This is a genomic window from Pelagimonas phthalicica, from assembly GCF_004364805.1.
Taxonomy (GTDB): domain Bacteria; phylum Pseudomonadota; class Alphaproteobacteria; order Rhodobacterales; family Rhodobacteraceae; genus Pelagimonas; species Pelagimonas phthalicica.
On the sequence record NZ_SOAP01000004.1, the window covers coordinates 217697 to 237147 of the forward strand.

Consider the following 19451-nt stretch of genomic DNA (forward strand, 5'->3'; position numbering starts at 1 on the left):
AAAATTCATCTCTTTTTGAGTGCTTTAAGTCTAAAACATTCCCAATCTCTGATGTGATTCGACCGACGCACGGTTCCCGGTTCCGTCGGGGTCGCCTACGCCCCGCTCACCTCTCTCCAACCATCCGGATTGCCCAGCTTTTGAACAGGTTTGCTCGGGGTTTCGAGGTTTTCACTGCCCCCTGTCAGCGCAAATTGCCTCTGTTCTTGATCGCATCCGCCAAAGGCCCTACACCCGCAATCAGTCTGACAACAAAGCGCCGTTGCTGCATTTAGGCACGGTAAGATTGGAACTGATTGATGCAACGTCTTTATGATTCCCGCAAACGGATCCTGATCACCGGTGGGGCCGGATTTCTTGGCTCACATTTGAGCGACAGGCTCCTGGAACAGGGACACGAGGTCATTTGCCTGGACAACCTGTTCACCGGCACCAAACGCAACATTGACCACCTGCATGCGCATCCTCGGTTCGAGTTTCTGCGTCATGACGTGACCTTTCCGCTCTATATCGAAGTGGACGAGATTTATAACCTCGCCTGCCCCGCATCGCCGATCCATTACCAACACGATCCGGTGCAAACCACCAAGACCAGCGTGCATGGGGCCATCAATATGCTGGGCCTGGCCAAGCGTCTGCATTGCAAGGTCTTTCAGGCCTCGACCAGCGAGGTTTATGGCGACCCGTCTGTGCATCCTCAGCCCGAGGAATATTGGGGGAATGTGAACCCGATTGGCATCCGCTCTTGCTATGACGAAGGCAAGCGTTGCGCCGAGACGCTGTTTTTTGACTACCACCGCCAGCATGATCTTGAGATCAAGGTCGCCCGGATCTTCAACACCTATGGCCCGCGCATGCATCATGCGGATGGGCGCGTGGTGTCGAACTTTATCGTTCAGGCCCTGTTGAACAAACCGATCACCATCTTTGGCGATGGCAGCCAGACACGCTCTTTCTGCTTTATGGATGACCTGATCGAAGGTTTCATCCGCTTGATGGAGACTGGCCCGGATGTCACTGGCCCGATCAACCTGGGCAACCCCGGTGAGTTCACCATTCGCGAGTTGGCAGAAAAGGTCATCGAAATGACCGGCTCTGACTCTGAAATTTCGTACCAAGACCTGCCCCAGGACGATCCAAAACAGCGCCGCCCCGACATCACCAAGGCCAAAGAGGTTCTGGGTTGGGAACCAAAGATCCAGATCGAACAGGGCTTGGAGCGCACAATCGCGCATTTCCGCGAATTGCTGCCGGAGTTGAAGGTCGTACACGGCGTTTAAGGCCCCGCCCTTCATAACCCACCAATTACAAAAAGGCGCACTGATCACAGCGCGCCTTTTTTGTTGAACCTTTTACGTGTCAGCCGGCGTTCGACGGTGATCCTCGATCATGGCATGGACCACGTCTTTCATCTTGAATTGTGCTTCCCAGCCCAGGTTCTCTTTGGCGCGGGTCGGGTCACCATAGACCAGCGCAATGTCCGACGGGCGCAGCAGGCTGGATTCGCTGATCACGTGGTCTTCCATGTTCAGCCCCACCGCCTCAAACGCCACTTGGCAAAAGTCGCGCAGACGGTTGGGTTGCCCGGTGGCGATCACGTAATCCATCGGCTCCTTTTGCTGCAGCATCAGCCACATGGCATAGACATATTCTGGGGCCCACCCCCAATCGCGCGAGATATCGAGGTTGCCAAGGGACAGGGTGCCCCCACCATTGCGCGCAATCTCGACAGCGCCCGCGACGATCTTTTGCGTCACAAAACGCGCCGGGCGCAGCGGGGATTCGTGGTTGAACAGGATGCCGTTGCAGGCAAACAAATCAAAAGACGACCGATAGGTCACCACGGCCCAATGCGCCGCCGCCTTGGCGGTCGCATAAGGCGAAATCGGGCGGAATGCGGTTTCCTCGGAACATGGCTCTCCCCCCTGATCGCCAAAGCAATCCCCCGAGCTGGCATTGTATAACCGGCACGGCAGTTTCAGGAATCGAATGGCTTCCATCAGATTCAGAACACCTGCGGTGATGCCATTGAATGTCTCGATCGGTTGCTCGAATGACAGCCCGACCGAGCTTTGCCCCGCCAGGTTATAGATCTCATCCGGGCGGTATTTATCCAGCACAGTAACGATACTGTGGAAATCCGTTTGCGCCATTGAAACGGTTTCGACCCGTGCCTCGACCCCCAGTTTCTCAAGGTTGCGAAAACGTTTAACCGCCGCATCACGAGAAGTGCCAATGACGCGATAGCCTTTGTTCAGCAGAAACTCTGCCAGATAGGTTCCGTCCTGTCCGGAAACACCGCAAATCAAGGCTGTTTTCATAAATCCGCCCCGGGAATCATTCTAAAATCTCAAACCAAGCAGCCATCGAAACAGGCTTCTTGCCTCATGATATGCCGGGTGCCGACTAAGAAGGCAATCACTGCGTCAGGTCGATTGGGCGAAAGTGCATTCTGGGTCTTTTTCAACACCATTTGCGCCCAAATAGCCCGCAAAACGGCGCGGTTCGAACCATTTTCGCTGAAATTGACCTTAAATTTACCAAAGCCAAGATAACCCTTTTCTGGGCGACCCACACTCACGGTCCGACCTCTCACCTTGCTTAACACGCCGCAGCCTCGTGCAGGTCTGCGGGCGGGAAAGCGTTCGACAACTTAACAATGCCACAGCGCAGTTTGGTGTGACCCGCCGTTCTGCGAACGGGATAGATTTGCCATGCCCAGAGTTCTTTATGTTGATGCGACTGCAACATCTCCTCAGGGGGATGGTAGCTCACCTGAATCGCCTTACCAGACGCTTGCAGCCGCGATCGAAGCCGCTGAACCGGGGGACACAATTTGCCTCGCGGCGGGTGGGCACTACGCGTTGGATAATGATCTGGACCTGACGGGCCTGTCTTTTGCGTCTTATGGCGAAGGGGAACAACCGGTCGTCGATCTGCGCCAGACCGTGCAAACCACTTGGGAGCAGGTCAGCGATACGGTCTGGCGCGCAACGGTCACTTATCGCGACACGCCTGATTTCAACAATGGCACCGCAGCCCATTCGACGCATCACCAGGTCTGGAGCGGCATGGACACGATGGCCTGGCAGTTTGACGGGGCAACCATCGCCGACAATATCGCTGCCGTCGCCGCGACCGAAGGGTCCTTTACCATTCACGAGACCGGTTCAACCCTCCCGGATCCTCGCAACGGTCCTGCCGGTGGCAGCAGTTTCGAGGTCTATGTTCATGTGCCACCGGGTCAACATCCCTCAGACCTGGACCTCTCACTCGCCGATCAGGCCGGGTTGGATATCAGCGGCATGACCTCTATCAACGATGTCGCGCTCATCGGGGCGTTTTCCAAGGATAGTCTCAGCACAAATAATGGGTCGACCTCGCTTGGCGGTTTTGTGGATTTGCATGACGTCACCATCCTCGACGCCCCTTCGCATGGCATTGTCGGGCCGTTTTCCTCCACTGGCACGTTGACCGTTACAGGGCGCGGAAATGCGGGTGATCTGTACCACGATTATGGTTGGAACTCGAGCGGTGGGTTGATCAATATCTATACAGATCAACACTATGACGAGGGTGTGCACTTTGACACCATCGTCGCGACCAATGGCTATAAGGCACTTTATGGCCATGGCAGCACCGGCGGAACATATGGGTATACGGAACTCACGGTTCAGGCGCTCTATGTGGACACCGTAGACGTAGCCATCGACATGAGCGGCTATTACAACGATCACCCTTTCGTCGAAGAGATCCTTGTTGAATATATCGAAGCCTATGGCATTTCGACCGCCGTTGCGACATCCGGCAACGTGACGATCAATGGCGGGTCGTTGAATTTCGTTGGCGCAGACGGATTGCGACCCGTCCAAGCCGTCTTTTCTGTCAGCGGCTATAACCAAGTGTTGGAATTGCACGATGTGACGCTGCAATTTGACCGCCCGGTTAACCCACTGTCTCAAACCAACGCCCTGATAACCGGCAATGTAGAATCGGTCGCCTCGGCCTTATTGATACTGGATGGCGTGCAAGACATATCAGAGCCGGGCTCTCAGGCTTATTTTTGGCGCTATTTCGACGTCGCCCCGCAAACCGTTATTATGGGCGGTACAAATATCGGCAACCTTCAGGCGCTTACAGGATTGGAAGATCGGGCGATCCCGGCCGTTCTGATTGTCGAAGCCGGGAGTACGTTCGGTCTTGGCGACCGCACCGGCCCCGAGATCGAAGCTTTCTTGGCCAGTCTCGGCATTCCATTCTGGATCTCTTCGGACACGACAATTGTTGGTCGGGACGGTACGGTTCTGTCTGAACCGGGCTGGCAGCACGCTTCAGGCCTGCCAGAATCCCTACACTTGATTGGAACGTCCGAAAACGAAGCCTTGGCTGGCACGCTGGGCGAGGACACGCTTGAAGGGCATGGCGGCCACGACGTCCTTGGTGCAGGCGATGGCGACGACTTTCTTTCCGGAGGGTCAGGAGACGACACGCTGCTTGGCGGAGACGGCGACGACATGCTGATGGGCGGGTCAGGCCGGAACGTCTTGGATGGTGGTGCGGGAACCGACTGGGTGTCGTTTGATGGGTCTGCCATGGCATTCTATTACAACTCTCAAAACGGTCAGGCTTATGGTGTCGCCGCCTGGAACGAATGGAGCAATGTCGAAAACTTTCAACTGACAGATTGGAACGACACATTTGTGGCCGACAACACCGATAACGTCATTTTGGCAGGCAACGGAAATGACCGGCTTTGGGGTGGCGGCGGAAATGATGAGTTACACGGTGGGGCGGGAAATGACCGGCTGACATCCCTTGGTGACGGTGGTCAGGTCATTCTCAATGGCGGCACCGGAAATGACAGCCTCCAAGGCGGCTACAGCGATGATATCGTTATTTTTGCGCCAGGCGATGGTGCTGATATTCTAAGGGACTTCACCGCAGGCGGCACAACAGATCACATCGATCTGACAGCCTTTGGCAGTACCTTTGAAAGTTTCGAAGACGTCATGGCCGCGGCCACACAAGTCGGTGGCGATGTGCTGTTTGATTTCGGAAATGGGGATTCCATACTGATCCGTGGCGTTTCTTTGTCTGATTTCACCCCAGCGGATTTCCAACTGGAAACGCAAGATACCGAGGAAACTGAGACCACGCCCGGGGTTATTGTCGTATCTGAGGCCGGCGGTACAGTGGTTGGCACAGAAGCTGACGAAACCATCATCAGCGAAGCCTCCGATACTTTTGTCTTTGCCGGAGCGGGTGATGATACATTAATCAGCGGGAACGGCGCGGATGTCCTGAACGGGGGCGCAGGCAGTGACTGGGTGTCCTATGAAAACGCACAAGCATCGTTCTATTACAACTCGCAAAACGGGCAGGCCTATGGCGTTGCTGCGCTTGACCAATGGACCGACATCGAAAACTTCCATTTGACCGCCTATAACGACACCTTTGTCGCCGATGGTACCGACAATATTATCATGGCCGGGGATGGTGATGATCGGCTTTGGGGCGGCGGCGGAAATGATGAGTTGCACGGCGGGGCCGGAAATGATCGACTCACGGCCTATGGCAACGGTGGTCGGGTCATCTTGAACGGCGGCACCGGGGATGACATTTTGGTTGCAGGCTATAGCGATGACGTCATCGTCTTTACGGCTGGGGACGGCGCAGATACGCTTTCGGGTTTCCATACTGGCGGACCAACCGATGCCATCGACCTCAGCGGCTTTGGCACAGGCCTGGCTGAGTTCGACGATGTCATGGCTCTGGCCAGTCAACAGGGCGATGATGTCCTGCTTGATTTTGGCAATGGTGATTCAATCCTCATCCAAAACGTGAACTTGGATGACTTTACCGTCGACGATTTTCTGTTCTGATCTTCAGACGCGAAAAAGGGCGGCCACCGCCGCCCTTCCAGCCTTACTCACGAAAGCTTTTTTCGCCCTCAGCACGCCCCTGCACTGTCAAAAAGTATAGGAACATGCGCGATGTTAGAACAGTCTTTTGCCTTCCACCCGAAGGGTCCACTTGGCGTGATCCTCTGCGGTGTCACCTGCAAGAATCGTCCGATCGACGCGTCCAATGCCAAGAGGCGTGCTGTTCCCGGACAAAGAACCGACGTCGCTGGCAAACAGGAAATGTCCGCCATTGAGATCAATAATCCGATGACCCGCACGGGTCAGATCGATGTCGCAATAGCTCGCGGAGGCATTGGAATAGTTCCTGAACCGAAGCCGCGCGTTTGCAGCTGCCCCGGTATAAGGCTGCGAAACGTTCACAAAGATCCGCTCGACCAACATCCAACGACCGAAATGCGTAAAGAGGTATGGGTCCGTTTCCGTGAAAAACCCGTCATTATACTCAACAAAAGTATCCCCATCCCAAGGCGAGTCCACGCGCGCCACTTCTTGGCTGGATTGGTAATTCGGATTGTTCCAAGCACGGATCAAAGGCGCATAAGGGCCAGTGATTTTTGGATCTTTGACCGTCAGGTTTTGCAGTGTGAAAACAGACAGAGTTTCGCTTCCGGTCAGGTCGACAAGGCTTTGCCCGTCCAAAACCAATACTCCACCGCTTTCATAAGGCATCTGCGAGAGGCGGAAGGCGGGGAAACCATCTTTGTAAAGGACCATGTTCTCGGAACAGGACCGGCTCACCGCGGAAGAATAGAAGGTATCTGTCGCAATGCTCAACTGGGTTGGGCTGACCACCGTAAAGGTTGCCGTGGACTGGCGCCCTGCAACAATGCCGCGCTGCGAGGCTGAACGCGCTGCAAATTCGACATTGTTCAAGGAAATCTCACCAACACCCGATGGAATATCCAACATATGGGCCGTGATTTCGTCCGCGGTGATCTTGCCGCCATTCACTTCCAAACGACCACAAGGGGCCAGGTTGAAATAACCACCGCATTGTGGATCGTTCAGGATCAGATCCTTAATGATCGTGCCCCCGTGGATTTGACCGGTTTTCAAGTTGTTGATTTCAACCCGGTCAATGATCTTGTCAGGCTCACACGATGTCCGGTTATTGACACCGTGGCCGACAAAATTCTGCCCTTGCGAAATGTAAAACCCCCCATCAGTGCGCAGATTGTGGAATGTCGCCTGAAGATAGCCGCTAAGGGTCAAGCGCCCGTTGCGCTCTCCATCATTGGCTGTTGCCACGGGAGTGGTCCAATTCGGATTGGATTTGACCCACATGTCATGAACTTCGAGATTCCGCACTCCTACGAAATTCGGACGCTGATACGAGATGATACGCGGCGCACCGTAGTCACCACCCGACCGTTCGGGCCAGTTTTCGTTATAGCTGTTCTGGATCGGGTTCTCGAGCGTGACGACCGAGCCGGAAACCGACTTGATCCGGGCATATTCGAATACACGCGGATCAGGTGGGAAACCAACACCGGTTGACGAGAAACCATAGATCAGCACATCTGCGCCCGGCTCAAGCCCGACATTGCTTGTTGCGCCCGTCACCGTGATGTCTGTCTGACCGCTCGCAACAGTGGCGATCGTTTCACCGTAGTAGTAACCACCGGTGAAATCCGCCTCTTGTTGAGTGTCAAAAACCGACGGGAATTCGATGCCAGTATAGTTGGCGGTCTGCCCCACTTCGACAGCCGAAGTGCCGCGAATGTTGCGAATAGCGGCCCCGTTATAGAAGTGCTTTTGATACGCGATCGACGCAAAAATGCGCGTTCTTGTCGTAGTGTAAATCTTGCCCGCAGTCCCACGCCAATTCAGGAAGCCGCTCCGACGTCCGAACTGCGTCATGGCCAGCAAAGCGTCGGTATCATCGGTCACACCGTCACCGACAGCTCCGAACTGTTCAGGCGTCACAAATCCGCTGGTGTCCGCACGAGCATATAAGTGAACACCTCCGACGGTGGTGAAATCCGCATCCGCGCTTGTGGCCGGCGCAACCTCAAAGCTGCCATGACCATTTTGCAGGGTCAGGACCTGACCTTCTGCCGCCAGAATGTGATCATTCTGTTCCGTGTAGGACAACAAATCATCAGCCAGCAAATCCGCGGTTGATGCAAAAACAATCGGAAAAGGAGTCTCTGTGACGCGGATATTGGCATGCGTCGCCAATACGACCCCGAATTGGTCCTTGATTTCGACCGTGTATTCGCCAGCCATCAAGTAACACAATCCGAAATCCCCGCTTGCGTCAGAGATCATTGGGTTGGCTGTGGTCGTGGTCAGGTCGGGATCAGAAAACAGAGGGGCCAACATTTGAGTGCCATGATGAAAGACATAGCGCCGCGCCTCTGCGACTGGAGAGCCGGAGCCATCGGTTGCGCGCTGAACGCTCGGGTGGGCAAGAAATCCCATGATGTTTTCCTATAGTTGGGGCCCGCGTCATATAAGTCGTCGGGCCACGTTGCCGTTTGGGTTCAATGGGCAACACTCGATAGGAAAAGCTGCGGACGCGTGAATGCGTCGTGCGGAATGGCAATGTTTTGTTAGGAATTCACCCCGGCACAAAACTTAAGTTTGAGGGCACGCCAGTTCCCCTCAAACAAGAAAGCACGCGTATCTAGTTGTCGTAGTACCCGCTATATCCATAGCTGCTATAGCTGCCGTACCGGCTCCCGTAACGGCGCGCGCGGCGCATATTGATCTGAGATAAGACCAATCCTGTTACTGGAATTTTAACAGCGCGCAACTGCGCCAAACCTTCGCGAACGGCGGTCTGCGCCGTGCTATCCCATTTGACGACATAGGCCAGCGCATCGACGCAATGGCCAACCAATCGCGCATCCGGGACCACAAGAACCGGAGGCGTATCGATGATGATCGCGTCAAAATGATCGCGGGCCGTATCCAGCAGATCTTGCATGTTTCCGCCGGTCAAAAGGTCAGCCGCGCTGCCCTCAGCCTTTTCGCCAAACAGAATAAAAATGCCGGTCTGTTCGTCTAGCATGACCGCGTCCTCCAGGCTGGATTGCCCAGTCAGAACCGACACGATCCCAAGATCGCCATTCACGTCGAAATATTTAGAAATCGTACGGCGCCGAATATCACATTCGATCAACAGCACCTTTTTCCCGATCGCGGCCAAGTTTTGCGCATGAGACACCGCAAGTGTAGTCTTCCCTTCGCCGGGCTCAGAGGACGTATACATGATCACCTTGGGCGCTTCCTGCTGCGCCATCACCAAAGAGGTGCGCATGTTCCGCATGGATTCAGCGACCGCCGAAGTGGGATTATCGCGCAAGAACGCCAGCAACCCAGACCTTTGCCGGATCGGCATTACCGGCACTTCGCCCAAAACGGGTATCTTGGTATAGGCTTCCAACATCTCCTTGGACCGGAAACCCGCGTTCATCATATTTTGCAGCAGAACAATCGCACCACCAACGATCCCCCCCAGCAAACAGGACAGAATAAGAATGCGGCTCTTGCGCGGCTCAACCAAGCTGCCAGGAACGGCATTGGTCAAAACATGGCTATCCGCCTGTTGCAGGCCAATTTGCACGGTCGTTTGCTTCAGCCGCGACAGAAAGGTTTCATACAGAACGCGGGTTGCTTCTGCTTCGCGTACAAGCTGATTGAGGCCCAGCAAATCCGAATTTTGCGCATCAATATCCGCCAGCATCTGCTCGAGTGACGCTGAAAGGGCATCCTTTTGCGAAATCTCGCGTTTCAGTGCGTTTTGCTGGTTGGTCAACAGTAGCTCGGCGCGCTTGGTAAACAAGGCTGTATTCTCTGAGGAGATCAGTTGGCGCAGGCTGCGGTCGGAAAACGCAGCAACGATCGCTTGCTCGTCACCCGAGGCCAGAGCCTCTTTTTGGCTGTCCAAGCTGGCGCGCAAACGAGAAATCGCCTCGTCTGCGGTGCTGACCCGCTCGCGCAACTCCTTGGCACGCAGGCGCAACCCGTCCAGGGCTTCGGCACTGACAAGATCCGTCTCGCTCCGCAGCGCTTTGATCTCGTCTTCTTTTTGCAAAAGTTCGACTTCTAGCGCAGACACCCTTTCGGACAGCCAGTTTACGGCATATTCGGTGGCTTCAAACTTTTTGGTGACTTGATCTTCGATGTAAAGCTCTGCCAAACGGTTGGCCAAACGCGCGGATTTTTCCGGGTCTGTCGTTCGGACGCGCACGTGGAAAATGTAAGTGTTGCGGACCGCCGTCACCGAAATTGCCGCCCGCACAGCGGCACCCACAGAAATTTTGACCTTTTCCAAGTCTTGTTCAGCAGCTTCCGCGACATCAGCGCCTAGCCCCCGCGCCACCAAGTTTCTCAGGTTTTCACGAGAAAACAACGGCTTGGGTCGCAACAAGTGGTTGAACTCAGGGTCGTCGATCAAACTCATGTCTTCGACCAGCTTATCAACCAGACCGCCAGATCGAATAATCTGCAATTGCGTGTTGATCACGGCATCTTCGGGGGCCTGGCCGGTAACGACAGCTTCGATATTGGGAATCGGTGGCGCGCTGGATTCAAACACCATCTCTGTCACAGCTGCATATTTGGGCACCGCGACTCTGAACGCATAATAAGCGCCCATCAGAACAGCGCAAACCGCGCAAACCAGTATGATCCATTTCCCATGCCACAAAACATGCAACATCGAGGTCGTTGGTCCGCGCGTCTCGGCGTTCAGATCGTCTAACTGCATCGCTTAATTTCTGTTTATCAATAGTGGCTTACGATCCAAGAATGTCCTCCGACCCAAGGCAGCGCTATGGATTTGAATGACATGCTGCCAACTTGTCAGACCCACGCCCCCCGAACAAGGAGAAATGCAAAAGGCCGCTGTCGCTGAGCAAGTTTGTGATCATAAACGCCCACCGGTATTTGACTTCACCGGACAAACCCATATGACCTCGGTTAGAATTTTAAAAACCCTTTCTCCGCAGACTGTCATGAACAGGTTGAAACTTTGAAGAAATTTCTCAGTGCTCTGAAGGATTGGGAACTGATGGGTCAGTTTCTGGTTTCGGCCCAGGGGACAGGGCTGCGGCTGTTTTCCGTCATTGTGAACATGGTAATCGGCATCGTACTGGCACGGCTGCTTGGCGATGATGGGTTTGGCCAATACGTCTCCTACCTTGCCTTCGCAGGATTGTTGGCCTCAATCTGCGCCCTTGGACTGCCTGCCATGCTCGCCCGTGAGGTCGCGCTTGCGCGCGGTACCGGCCAAGAAGACAGCATTGCGCCTATCGCCCAGATGATCCTGGCCACCTTGGCTTTTCTCATTCTGGCGCTTTTGGGAGTGTTCTTGTGGGGCAGCCAATCGGGTTTTCTGCTTGTTTTCTTTGTGCTTGGCACCACCTGCCTCAGCATTGCAACAAATATCTTCAACGGGTTCGAGCGCGTTGTTCTGGGGCAATGGGTCGGGGCTGTGTTTCGCCCACTTCTTGCGATCGCGTTCTTCTTTATGCTGGCTTGGACACAGGTCCTGTCAGTCAACACAGCTGTTTTCGCCCAGGGCCTGACGGCCTTTTTGGCAACGCTACTGCTGTTCATGGTCTGGCCACGTCCACCATTGCTCAGAACCTTGCGCGGCTATTGGTATCGTCTTCCGGTTCGGGATTACCGCCAAGTCTTTCAGGTCGGCCTGACATTTGCTTTTTCCCAGACCCTGATCAACGCCATGACGCAGATCGATATTCTGATCATGACAGCCTTGCGCCCCTCTGACGAGGTCGCCTGGTACTACGCTGCGGCGCGGGCTTCCTTCGTTGTGTCCTTTTTCTTTGGATCCGTGTGCAAAATTGCCGAGCCTCGAATTATCCGGCTTTATGCGGCAGATGACCGGGCCGAAATGCAAAAGGTTGTGCACCGCACCGTTTTGCTGGGCATCGCCATGACCATACTCGCCATTATCATTGCATTGCTTCTGGCCCGCCCCTACTTGCTTTTCTACGGCGAAGAATACCTCACTGCCATGCCAGCCCTCGTTATCTTGCTGGTCGCCATGTTGTTTTCGTCAATGATTGGCCCCGCCGAACAGGTCTTGCGCGCTGCCCGAGCGGATTCGAGCATCTTGGTGGTCGCGGGCATTTCCGTCGGTTGCGCCGCGCTCCTGGCCTTTCTTTTGATCCCGCTGATGGGCATGAACGGTGCCGCTATTGCGACAGGTGCCCAATTTATCATCTTTCAGGGCCTGCAAGCCTATCGTGCTTGGAAACTCACTGGCATCGGCCCCACGATCTTGCATGCGATTTGGCAGCGGGCCCAACCCGCGCTTTCAAACACCAAAGATATCTCATAAAATGACGTGACCCAGCAGGCCCGCCTGCTGGCGCTGTTTCGAACTTGGAAAGTTTCCGTAGTGAAAGCAATTGTTCAACAGATTGGCGCGCGCATGGATTACGCAGTTGCGCGCGCATTGCATGCAGACGGCTTGCTGGAAGCACTGGTAACGGACATCCATTTTTCGTCGCAGCCCAAACTCAAATTCCTGCAAAGTTATTTCGCCAATCTGCCACCCGAAAACGTGTCAAAGAACAACCTCAAGGGTATCCTTTACCGCGCCGCACTCTCCCGGTTGCACAATACATTCTGGCCCAACCTTATGGCCGCCGAAACGATCGCCAAACGCACCTGTGACCGGGCCGAGAAATCCGGGGCCGATCTGGTTTATGGGTTCGACACGGCAATGCTACCCTCAATGGATCGCCTGAAACGTTCCGGTTTATGCATCGCCATGGAACAATGCGTTGCTCCGCGCGCGCAGTTCCTGTCTGCCCAGCGTATCCTCAGCGCCAAACTGCAAGACATCGGCATCGGTTTCGACGAAAGCGGGTTGGGGGATACCTTGGCCTATTTCAGCGTCATGGCCGCCTTGGAACGCGAGGAATGGCAACAGGCGGACCTGATCTATTGCCCCTCCCCATTTGTGCAAAAAGCGCTACAAGACCAAGGCATTCCAGCGGATCGCATTCGCGTCGTCCCCTATGGGGTGACTCTATCCGACGATCTGGCCAGCTCCAGGCCCGCATCCTCGGGAACAACCCGTGTTGTTTTTGGCGGGGCCTTTTCCTGGCGCAAAGGGGCCTTGGAATTTGGTCGCCTGGCGACTGCCCTGAAAGATCGGGCGCGGTTCGAGGCCTTTGGCAAAAACGCGCTCCCCGAAGCCATCGCCGCCAAAATCGCCCCTGACGTGCTGCGTCACGGCCATATGCCCAAGGCCGCCTTTCACGAGGCCATCCAAACCGCCGATATCTTCGTTTTGCCGTCCTATATGGAGGGTTCGGCCACAGTGATCTACGAAGCCATGGCCATGGGCCTGCCCTGCGTCGTCAGCGAGGAATGCGGATCGGTCATCACCGATGGGCAGGACGGGATGATTGTCAAAGCGGGTGATGAAACGGCACTGCGGCAAGCCGTGGAAACCTTGCTGGACAATCCCAACTTGCGCCGCGAGATCGGAGAGCGGGCAACAGAAACCGCAAAGCTTTACACCCGTGAGAGCTATGGCGCGCGTGTCGTGTCCATGTTGCAGGCAGATTTTGACGACTTAAAATCAAAACCGGCGATTGCCGCGACCAGCGGAGCCGCCCTATGAGCGCCGCGGTCGGCATTATCTACGTGCTGATCGCCTTTTTATCCGTGGTGGCTCTGCGCAATGCACATGGCCCTGCATTGTTCCGCTTCCCATTTTTGTTCTCGGCCATCTGGGTCACCTTTGTTCTACTCGGGTTTCTCGAGTTCTTTACCCCCGAAAACAGCCTGTTCCTGGCCTATGAAGATACCGGTGTCATCGACGTTGCTCTCTTTGTGGTCTGTACCTCAATCTTTGGCGGCTTCCTTGGCTACCTCCTGGCCGGGGGCCATACGCCACGTCCACAAGAACCCAAAACATCCAATTCCGTCGCGCCTTGGATCATGCGGCGCATGCATATCGCCTCTTGTGTCATCGCCGTCATGTCTTACCTGGCCTTTCTGGCCTTGGCGCGGCTGGGCGGCGGCTTGACCGCTTATATTTTCCACTCCGGTGCCTACACAATCACCTGGGAAGGCCTGCCGGTTTACCTCGTCTTTGTTGTGCGCTTTGGCTATGTCGCCATCGTTATCCAGCTCTGGCTTTGGTCGCGCACCAAGAAAGCGAGCCACATGATCCTGGCCCTGCTGTTCTCACTGATCCCCTTCATCAATATCATCTTTATCTTCCGCCGCTCCGAAGTCGTCACAGTCGGCGTTTATTTCGGCTATTTCATCGTCAATTACACCCGCTTCCAGATGGGACGCATTCACGCCATTTCCGGATTGGTCGGGATGTTTTTGGTGTTCAAAGTCTTCCCCCTCCTGCGCGATGAAGAGGGCAAAAACCTGTCTTGGAACGAATTGCTTGACCAGGCCCTTGCCCCTCGGATCGACTTTGACAGCAGCGAGATCGGCGCGGGCCTGTTCCGCATTTACTATTCCATGAGCGAAAGCGCCTTTGAATACGGTGCCATCATCTGGAACGCCTTTATCCGCCAGTTTGTACCAGGCAGCCTGGTCGGGGCCGAGCTCAAGGCCTCTTTGCTGCTGCCGGAACTGACCTATGCCAATCTCAGCTTTGTGGATTTCCGGTTTTACGTGTCGCCTATGGGCTTTGCCCAAGCTTACCAACAGTTCTGGATTTTCGCGGCTGTCATGTTTGTCTTTATCGGCTTTTTTGTCGCCCGGCTGGAACAACGCCGCTTTATTGGGCCACGGCAAGAAATCTTTATGGTTCTGATGATCCCGATATTGCTGACTGCGGTCTCAGCCGATATCAGCCTGATCGTTCCTCGTTTCATCACTTTTGCTGCCTTGATCGCCATTTGCATTCCCAAGGAATCCAACCAGACCTTTGCGCCAAACCGTTCTCATGCGCCGCCCTCTCTCTCGCCTCAACGAAATTGATCCCTATGCATTGTCTCGCCCTGTCCCGACAAATCGGCCATTACCACAACGCTCGTTTCCGCGCGGCGGCTGCCAGATTTGACAAATTCACCGTTCTCTCCTGCGCCGGAGAGGGGTTCTTTGCCGAGTTCTCCGCCAAAAGCTTTGACGGCTACACGGTCGAAACCCTGGCAAATGGGCGCGACGAATACGCGGCCCTGGTCGCCTCAGGCGAATTCATGACCCGGGTTGCGGCCGTGCTGGACCGCTTTAAACCAGATGCCATTGCCGTTCCGGGCTGGGCCAGCGCCGAAAGCTTTGCGGCCCTGACTTGGGCGCGCAAAAACAACACGCCCGTGATCGTCATGGCCGAAAGCCAACAAGACGATGTCGGGCGCAGCAGCGCCAAAGAAGCCCTGAAAAGCCATATCGTCAAACAGTTTGACGCGGCCTTGGCGGGCGGGTTCTCGACCCGCGATTATCTGGTGCAACTGGGCATGCCACATGACCGCATCGGGTTGGGTTACAACGCTGTCGACAATGACCATTTCGGGCGCGGTGCCGAAGAGGCCCGTCAAAACGCAGCCGATCTGCGCCAGGAACATGGGCTGCCAGAGCGTTATTTCCTGTCCAGCGGGCGTTTCATTGGCAAAAAGAACTTCCCCCTGCTCGTTCAGGCCTATGCCAAGGCGCGTCAGGAATTGGGGGACACGCTGCCGGATCTGGTCATTCTCGGGGATGGCGACGAACGCCAAGCCATTGAGGACGCGATTGCAACCGCGGATCTCGCTGCGCATGTACATCTGCCCGGTTACAAGGGCTATGATCTCTTGCCGATCATGTACGGCCTGTCCCAGGGCTTTGTGCATGTCGCGACCCGCGAACAATGGGGGCTGGTCATCAACGAAGCCATGGCCTCCAAAGTGCCCGTCATCGTGTCCGACCGCTGCGGCGCAACCCGCACATTGTTGAAACAAGGCAAGGGCGGCTATGTCGTTGATCCATTCAACACCGATGACATCGCAAAAGCGCTGGCCGATCTCGCCTCGAAAACGCCCGAGGATTGGGCCGCTATGGCGCAGGAGGCCTTTGACACCGTCGCCGATTGGGGACCGGACCGGTTTGGTGACGGGATGCTGCACGCTGTCAACGCCGCTCGTTCCGCCAAACGGCGCGGAGCATTACCGGTTTGGGATCGCGTGCTTTTGAACCGTCTGGGAAAACGCGTTTATACCGATGTCGACTGATCCACTTCACATCACCATGTTACTCGGCTCCGTCTCGCATCAGGCGGGCGGGCTGTTTAATTCGGTGCGCAGCCTGTCCCACAGCCTGAGCGATGCGAATATCCGCGTGCTGGCCCCCCAAGACACGGACACTGCCCAGGACCTGCCAGCCTGGAAACCCTTGCACCCTATCACACCCAAGCGCTGGCCGCCGCAAAGCCTGGGCTATGCGCCGGGGATATCAAAAGCTTTGCGGCAGGGCGACACCAACATCATCCACCAACATGGCATTTGGCAGGCCTTCTCTGCGCAGGCCAGTGCCTGGCGCAAACGCGTGGATGGGGCCGTGATGATCTCCCCCAGAGGGATGTTAGATCCATGGGCCTTGCAAAACTCCGGCTGGAAAAAACGGATCGTCGCGCAGCTGTTCGAGAATGAAAACCTGCGCCGCGCCACCTGCCTGCACGCGCTGAACGCATCCGAAGCTGCCTCGATGCGCGCCTATGGGCTGACCAACCCGATTGCGGTCATTCCCAACGGGATCACGCCCTTGACTTCGCAACCGGATCATCCCCGCCCTGCCCTGCTGGGTGAGGATGAACGCAAAACCTTGCTTTTCCTTGGCCGTCTACACCCCAAGAAAGGCGTGAACGAGCTGTTGCAAGCCTTTGCCTTGGCACGCCAGCAAGACAGCGGTTTTGCCAAACGCTGGCGCTTGGTGGTCGCAGGCTGGGACGACGGCGGCTTTGATGTGCAACCACAGACCCTGGCAGCGGACCTCTCCCTCGGCGATGCGGTGATCTTTCCCGGCCCGCTGCTGGGCGAGGACAAGGCCGCCATGTTGACCCATTCCGACGCCTTCATCCTGCCTTCCTATTCCGAAGGCCTGCCCATGTCCGTGCTCGAGGCGTGGTCCTACGGCCTCCCCGTCCTGATGACCGAGGCCTGCAACCTGCCCGAAGGGTTTGAACATAACGCAGCCTGGAAAATCACCTCAAAGCCAGAAGAGCTGGCCACCCAGCTCATCGCCGCCCTTGGCGAGGATCTGACAGCAATGGCTAAAGCAGGGCGACACCTGGCCGAGCAACGGTTTACCTGGCAACAAATCGCAACCCGTCACATGGCCGTGTATCACTGGATGTTACAAGGCGGCAGCCTGCCTGCGGATGTGGAGATGCTGGCATGACCCCTGACAACAAACCCCCAGTTCCGGACGTCACCGCGAACCGCGCCAGCCGCAAATGGACCCGCCGTGAATTGGCCGAACGGGTTTTATGGTCTGTCTTGGGGCACCCCATTTTCCGCCTGTCCCCGCGCCCTCTATGGGGGCTGCGCAACGGATTGCTACGCCTGTTTGGTGCCAAAATCGGCCAACAGGTCCGCCTGCACCCCACGGTCAAGATCACCATCCCCAGGCACCTCACAATCGCCGACGGCGTGGGCATTGGCGATGGGGCAATCTTGTATGCCTTGGGGCAAATCACGATTGGGACCAACGCCACGATCTCGCAAGGGGCGCATCTTTGCGCCGGGACCCATGATTTTCGCGACCCAACCATGCCTTTGCTCAAACTGCCTATTACCATCGGTGACGGAGCCTGGATCTGTGCCGAGGCGTTTGTCGGGCCCAATGTCACCATTGGCGCGATGTCCGTTGTTGGCGCGCGCTGTGTCGCCATGAAAGACGTGCCACCAAACGCCATCATGGCGGGCAACCCCGCACGGCAAGTCGGCACCAGATAGTTTCGCAATTCCGAATGAGAATGACCTAAGCCCACAAAGGATTAGAACTTTGTCCCTTTCCCAAAACTCCAACGATCTTCTCCCGGTCAGCGTGGTCATTCCGGTGCGCAACGAAGAACACAACCTGCCCGCCTGCCTGGCAAAGCTCAGCCGGTTTTCCGAAATTCTGGTGGTGGATTCCCAGTCAGACGACCGCACCGTCGAAATCGCCGAGGCTGCAGGGGCACGGGTGATCCAGTTTCACTGGACCGGTACCTTTCCCAAGAAACGCAACCATGTGCTGATGAACGAAGAGCTGGCCAATGACTGGATCCTGTTCCTCGACGCCGACGAACATGTCTCCGAGGCGTTTTGCGATGCTTTGGCGGCAGAGCTGCCGCAATCGGACAAGGTCGGCTATTGGTTGACCTATTCCAACTATTTCATGGGCAAACTCATGCGCCACGGCGTCGCCCAGCGCAAATTGGCGCTGATCCGCAAAGGGGCCGGTCTTTACGAGAAAATCGACGAAGACGGGTGGAGCCAGTTGGATATGGAAATCCACGAACACCCAATCCTCGACGGCGAGATAGGTGAGATTGAAGGCGAGATTGATCACCGCGATTTTGCCGGCCTGGAAAAGTTCCTACGCCGCCACATCGACTATGCCAAATGGGAGGCGGCGCGCTCGGCCAAGCTGAAAGCGGGCGGTGACGCGGCATTGAACGATCTCACCTCGCGCCAACGCTTCAAATACCGCCATTTGGAAAAATGGTGGTTCCCGTGGTTCTATTTCTGCTTTGCCTATTTCGCAAAACGCGGCTTTCTCGACGGCGGCGCGGGCCTGTCTTATGCGTTTTACAAGGCGTGGTATTTCCACTCGATCCGCTTGCTGATCAAGGAAAACGCCGCAGCCAAGTAAAGCTTAGGATTTGCGGCGATAGATGACCATGCGGTTGCCATAGGCCTCCATCACAGGCCCATCCAACTGGAACCCGGCGGCACTCAGCGCCGCGTCAAAGGCCTCCATCGTGCCTGCATTCAGATGCACTTCGGCAACGATATTATCTGTCTTGGCCAGAATATCAGGGTTCTGCTTCAGAAAATCGAACTCCGCCCCTTCGATATCAAGCTTGAGCAGATCAATCCGGCGATCCCCAACCGGTTCGGCCAGATCAAGGTAATCCACCGCCTGGCCTGTGCCCGAACTGCTCACCGAGGAAATCAGGAAATTCTTGGCCATGGTTTCCAACATGGCGGTCCCGGATTTCTGCCCCACCACCGCCTGATAAACCTGCGCACGATCCGATAGATTGGCCGAGGCAAGGTTGCGTTTGATCATTGGCTGAAGATGATCATTGGGTTCCACCATCACGTATTGGGTCGCAACCTCTCCGAACCGCATGCGCAGGCAGATTTCGGTCAATACGGTGAAATGCCCACAATGCGCGCCACAATCAACGACCAGCTTGGGTTCCTGGGCAAACAGGGTGAAGATCCGCCAGTAATTCGGATCCATGAACACGTCCTGAAAACTCGCGACCTGAAATTTGCTGTCAAGCTCCAGCGTACCGCCACCGGGCACCCGCAAGACACAAGTCACAAAACGGGACAGGCGACGATAAAGAAAGGATGGAAGATGCATCAGAAAACCTGCTGGAAG

General features: G+C 55.8%; 14 protein-coding genes. 9 read left to right on the forward strand and 5 right to left on the reverse strand.

Going from position 1 to position 19451, the window contains the following annotated elements; all coding sequences use genetic code 11:
- Positions 1–299: 299 nt before the first annotated feature.
- Positions 300–1280 carry a UDP-glucuronic acid decarboxylase family protein gene (locus tag CLV87_RS21650; protein WP_099248037.1) on the forward strand — a complete coding sequence of 327 codons (981 nt, stop codon included), beginning with the start codon at positions 300–302 and terminating at the stop codon, positions 1278–1280.
- A 72-nt stretch (positions 1281–1352) separates the two neighbouring features.
- Here the strand turns inward: CLV87_RS21650 and CLV87_RS21655 are convergent, their stop codons facing one another.
- The gene (locus CLV87_RS21655) at positions 1353–2321 is read right to left on the reverse strand and encodes a GDP-mannose 4,6-dehydratase (protein ID WP_099248035.1); all 969 of its coding nucleotides are present in this window, start codon (positions 2319–2321) and stop codon (positions 1353–1355) included.
- Positions 2322–2350: 29 nt separating this feature from the next.
- Positions 2351–2581 (reverse strand): hypothetical protein, encoded by a 231-nt coding sequence (locus tag CLV87_RS21660; RefSeq protein WP_133840876.1) that lies wholly within the window; start codon positions 2579–2581, stop codon positions 2351–2353.
- Positions 2582–2714: 133 nt separating this feature from the next.
- Here CLV87_RS21660 and CLV87_RS21665 point away from each other — a divergent pair, with 133 nt between their 5' ends.
- Positions 2715–5882 (forward strand): calcium-binding protein, encoded by a 3168-nt coding sequence (locus CLV87_RS21665; protein WP_133840877.1) that lies wholly within the window; start codon positions 2715–2717, stop codon positions 5880–5882.
- Between the two features lie 114 nt (positions 5883–5996).
- Here the strand turns inward: CLV87_RS21665 and CLV87_RS21670 are convergent, their stop codons facing one another.
- Together CLV87_RS21670 and CLV87_RS21675 are read right to left on the reverse strand one after the other, a co-directional pair.
- The gene (locus CLV87_RS21670) at positions 5997–8348 is read right to left on the reverse strand and encodes a hypothetical protein (RefSeq protein WP_099248029.1); all 2352 of its coding nucleotides are present in this window, start codon (positions 8346–8348) and stop codon (positions 5997–5999) included.
- Between the two features lie 205 nt (positions 8349–8553).
- Positions 8554–10641: a polysaccharide biosynthesis tyrosine autokinase gene (locus tag CLV87_RS21675; RefSeq protein WP_099248028.1), complete on the reverse strand. Its 2088-nt coding sequence runs from the start codon at positions 10639–10641 to the stop codon at positions 8554–8556.
- A gap of 264 nt (positions 10642–10905) precedes the next feature.
- On the opposite strand from CLV87_RS21675, the gene CLV87_RS21680 reads away from it, so the two are divergent.
- The 7 genes from CLV87_RS21680 to CLV87_RS21710 are packed head-to-tail and all read left to right on the forward strand — an operon-like array spanning position 10906 to position 18710.
- Positions 10906–12240, forward strand: coding sequence for an oligosaccharide flippase family protein (locus CLV87_RS21680; protein ID WP_099248026.1), 1335 nt, complete (start codon positions 10906–10908; stop codon positions 12238–12240).
- A gap of 60 nt (positions 12241–12300) precedes the next feature.
- On the forward strand, positions 12301–13536 hold the full coding sequence (locus CLV87_RS21685) for a glycosyltransferase family 4 protein (RefSeq protein ID WP_133840878.1): 1236 nt from the start codon (positions 12301–12303) through the stop codon (positions 13534–13536).
- On the forward strand, positions 13533–14861 hold the full coding sequence (locus CLV87_RS21690) for an O-antigen polymerase (RefSeq protein ID WP_099248022.1): 1329 nt from the start codon (positions 13533–13535) through the stop codon (positions 14859–14861). Before CLV87_RS21685 ends, CLV87_RS21690 begins: the two co-directional genes overlap by 4 nt.
- Positions 14862–14866: 5 nt before the next feature.
- A complete protein-coding gene (locus CLV87_RS21695) occupies positions 14867–16087 on the forward strand; it encodes a glycosyltransferase (RefSeq protein WP_099248020.1) in 1221 nt (406 codons plus the stop codon).
- A complete protein-coding gene (locus CLV87_RS21700) occupies positions 16077–17252 on the forward strand; it encodes a glycosyltransferase (RefSeq protein ID WP_099248018.1) in 1176 nt (391 codons plus the stop codon). The genes CLV87_RS21695 and CLV87_RS21700 overlap by 11 nt, the downstream gene beginning before the upstream one ends.
- The gene (locus tag CLV87_RS21705; RefSeq protein ID WP_099248016.1) at positions 17249–17809 is read left to right on the forward strand and encodes an LbetaH domain-containing protein; all 561 of its coding nucleotides are present in this window, start codon (positions 17249–17251) and stop codon (positions 17807–17809) included. The genes CLV87_RS21700 and CLV87_RS21705 overlap by 4 nt, the downstream gene beginning before the upstream one ends.
- A 49-nt stretch (positions 17810–17858) precedes the next feature.
- Positions 17859–18710, forward strand: a complete 852-nt coding sequence (locus CLV87_RS21710) for a glycosyltransferase family 2 protein (protein ID WP_166652826.1) — start codon at positions 17859–17861, stop codon at positions 18708–18710.
- A 3-nt stretch (positions 18711–18713) separates the two neighbouring features.
- Here CLV87_RS21710 and CLV87_RS21715 read toward each other — a convergent pair whose 3' ends face one another.
- The gene (locus CLV87_RS21715; RefSeq protein WP_099248012.1) at positions 18714–19433 is read right to left on the reverse strand and encodes an FkbM family methyltransferase; all 720 of its coding nucleotides are present in this window, start codon (positions 19431–19433) and stop codon (positions 18714–18716) included.
- Positions 19434–19451: the final 18 nt, after the last annotated feature.

Excerpts from the sequence above, each read along its gene's own strand:
- CLV87_RS21650 (WP_099248037.1), top strand. The coding sequence starts at position 300 with ATGCAACGTCTTTATGATTCCCGCAAACGGATCCTGATCACCGGTGGG.
- CLV87_RS21655 (WP_099248035.1), bottom strand. The coding sequence starts at position 2,321 with ATGAAAACAGCCTTGATTTGCGGTGTTTCCGGACAGGACGGAACCTAT.
- CLV87_RS21665 (WP_133840877.1), top strand. The coding sequence starts at position 2,715 with ATGCCCAGAGTTCTTTATGTTGATGCGACTGCAACATCTCCTCAGGGG.
- CLV87_RS21670 (WP_099248029.1), bottom strand. The coding sequence starts at position 8,348 with ATGGGATTTCTTGCCCACCCGAGCGTTCAGCGCGCAACCGATGGCTCC.
- CLV87_RS21675 (WP_099248028.1), bottom strand. The coding sequence starts at position 10,641 with ATGCAGTTAGACGATCTGAACGCCGAGACGCGCGGACCAACGACCTCG.
- CLV87_RS21690 (WP_099248022.1), top strand. The coding sequence starts at position 13,533 with ATGAGCGCCGCGGTCGGCATTATCTACGTGCTGATCGCCTTTTTATCC.
- CLV87_RS21695 (WP_099248020.1), top strand. The coding sequence starts at position 14,867 with ATGCATTGTCTCGCCCTGTCCCGACAAATCGGCCATTACCACAACGCT.
- CLV87_RS21700 (WP_099248018.1), top strand. The coding sequence starts at position 16,077 with ATGTCGACTGATCCACTTCACATCACCATGTTACTCGGCTCCGTCTCG.
- CLV87_RS21705 (WP_099248016.1), top strand. The coding sequence starts at position 17,249 with ATGACCCCTGACAACAAACCCCCAGTTCCGGACGTCACCGCGAACCGC.
- CLV87_RS21715 (WP_099248012.1), bottom strand. The coding sequence starts at position 19,433 with ATGCATCTTCCATCCTTTCTTTATCGTCGCCTGTCCCGTTTTGTGACT.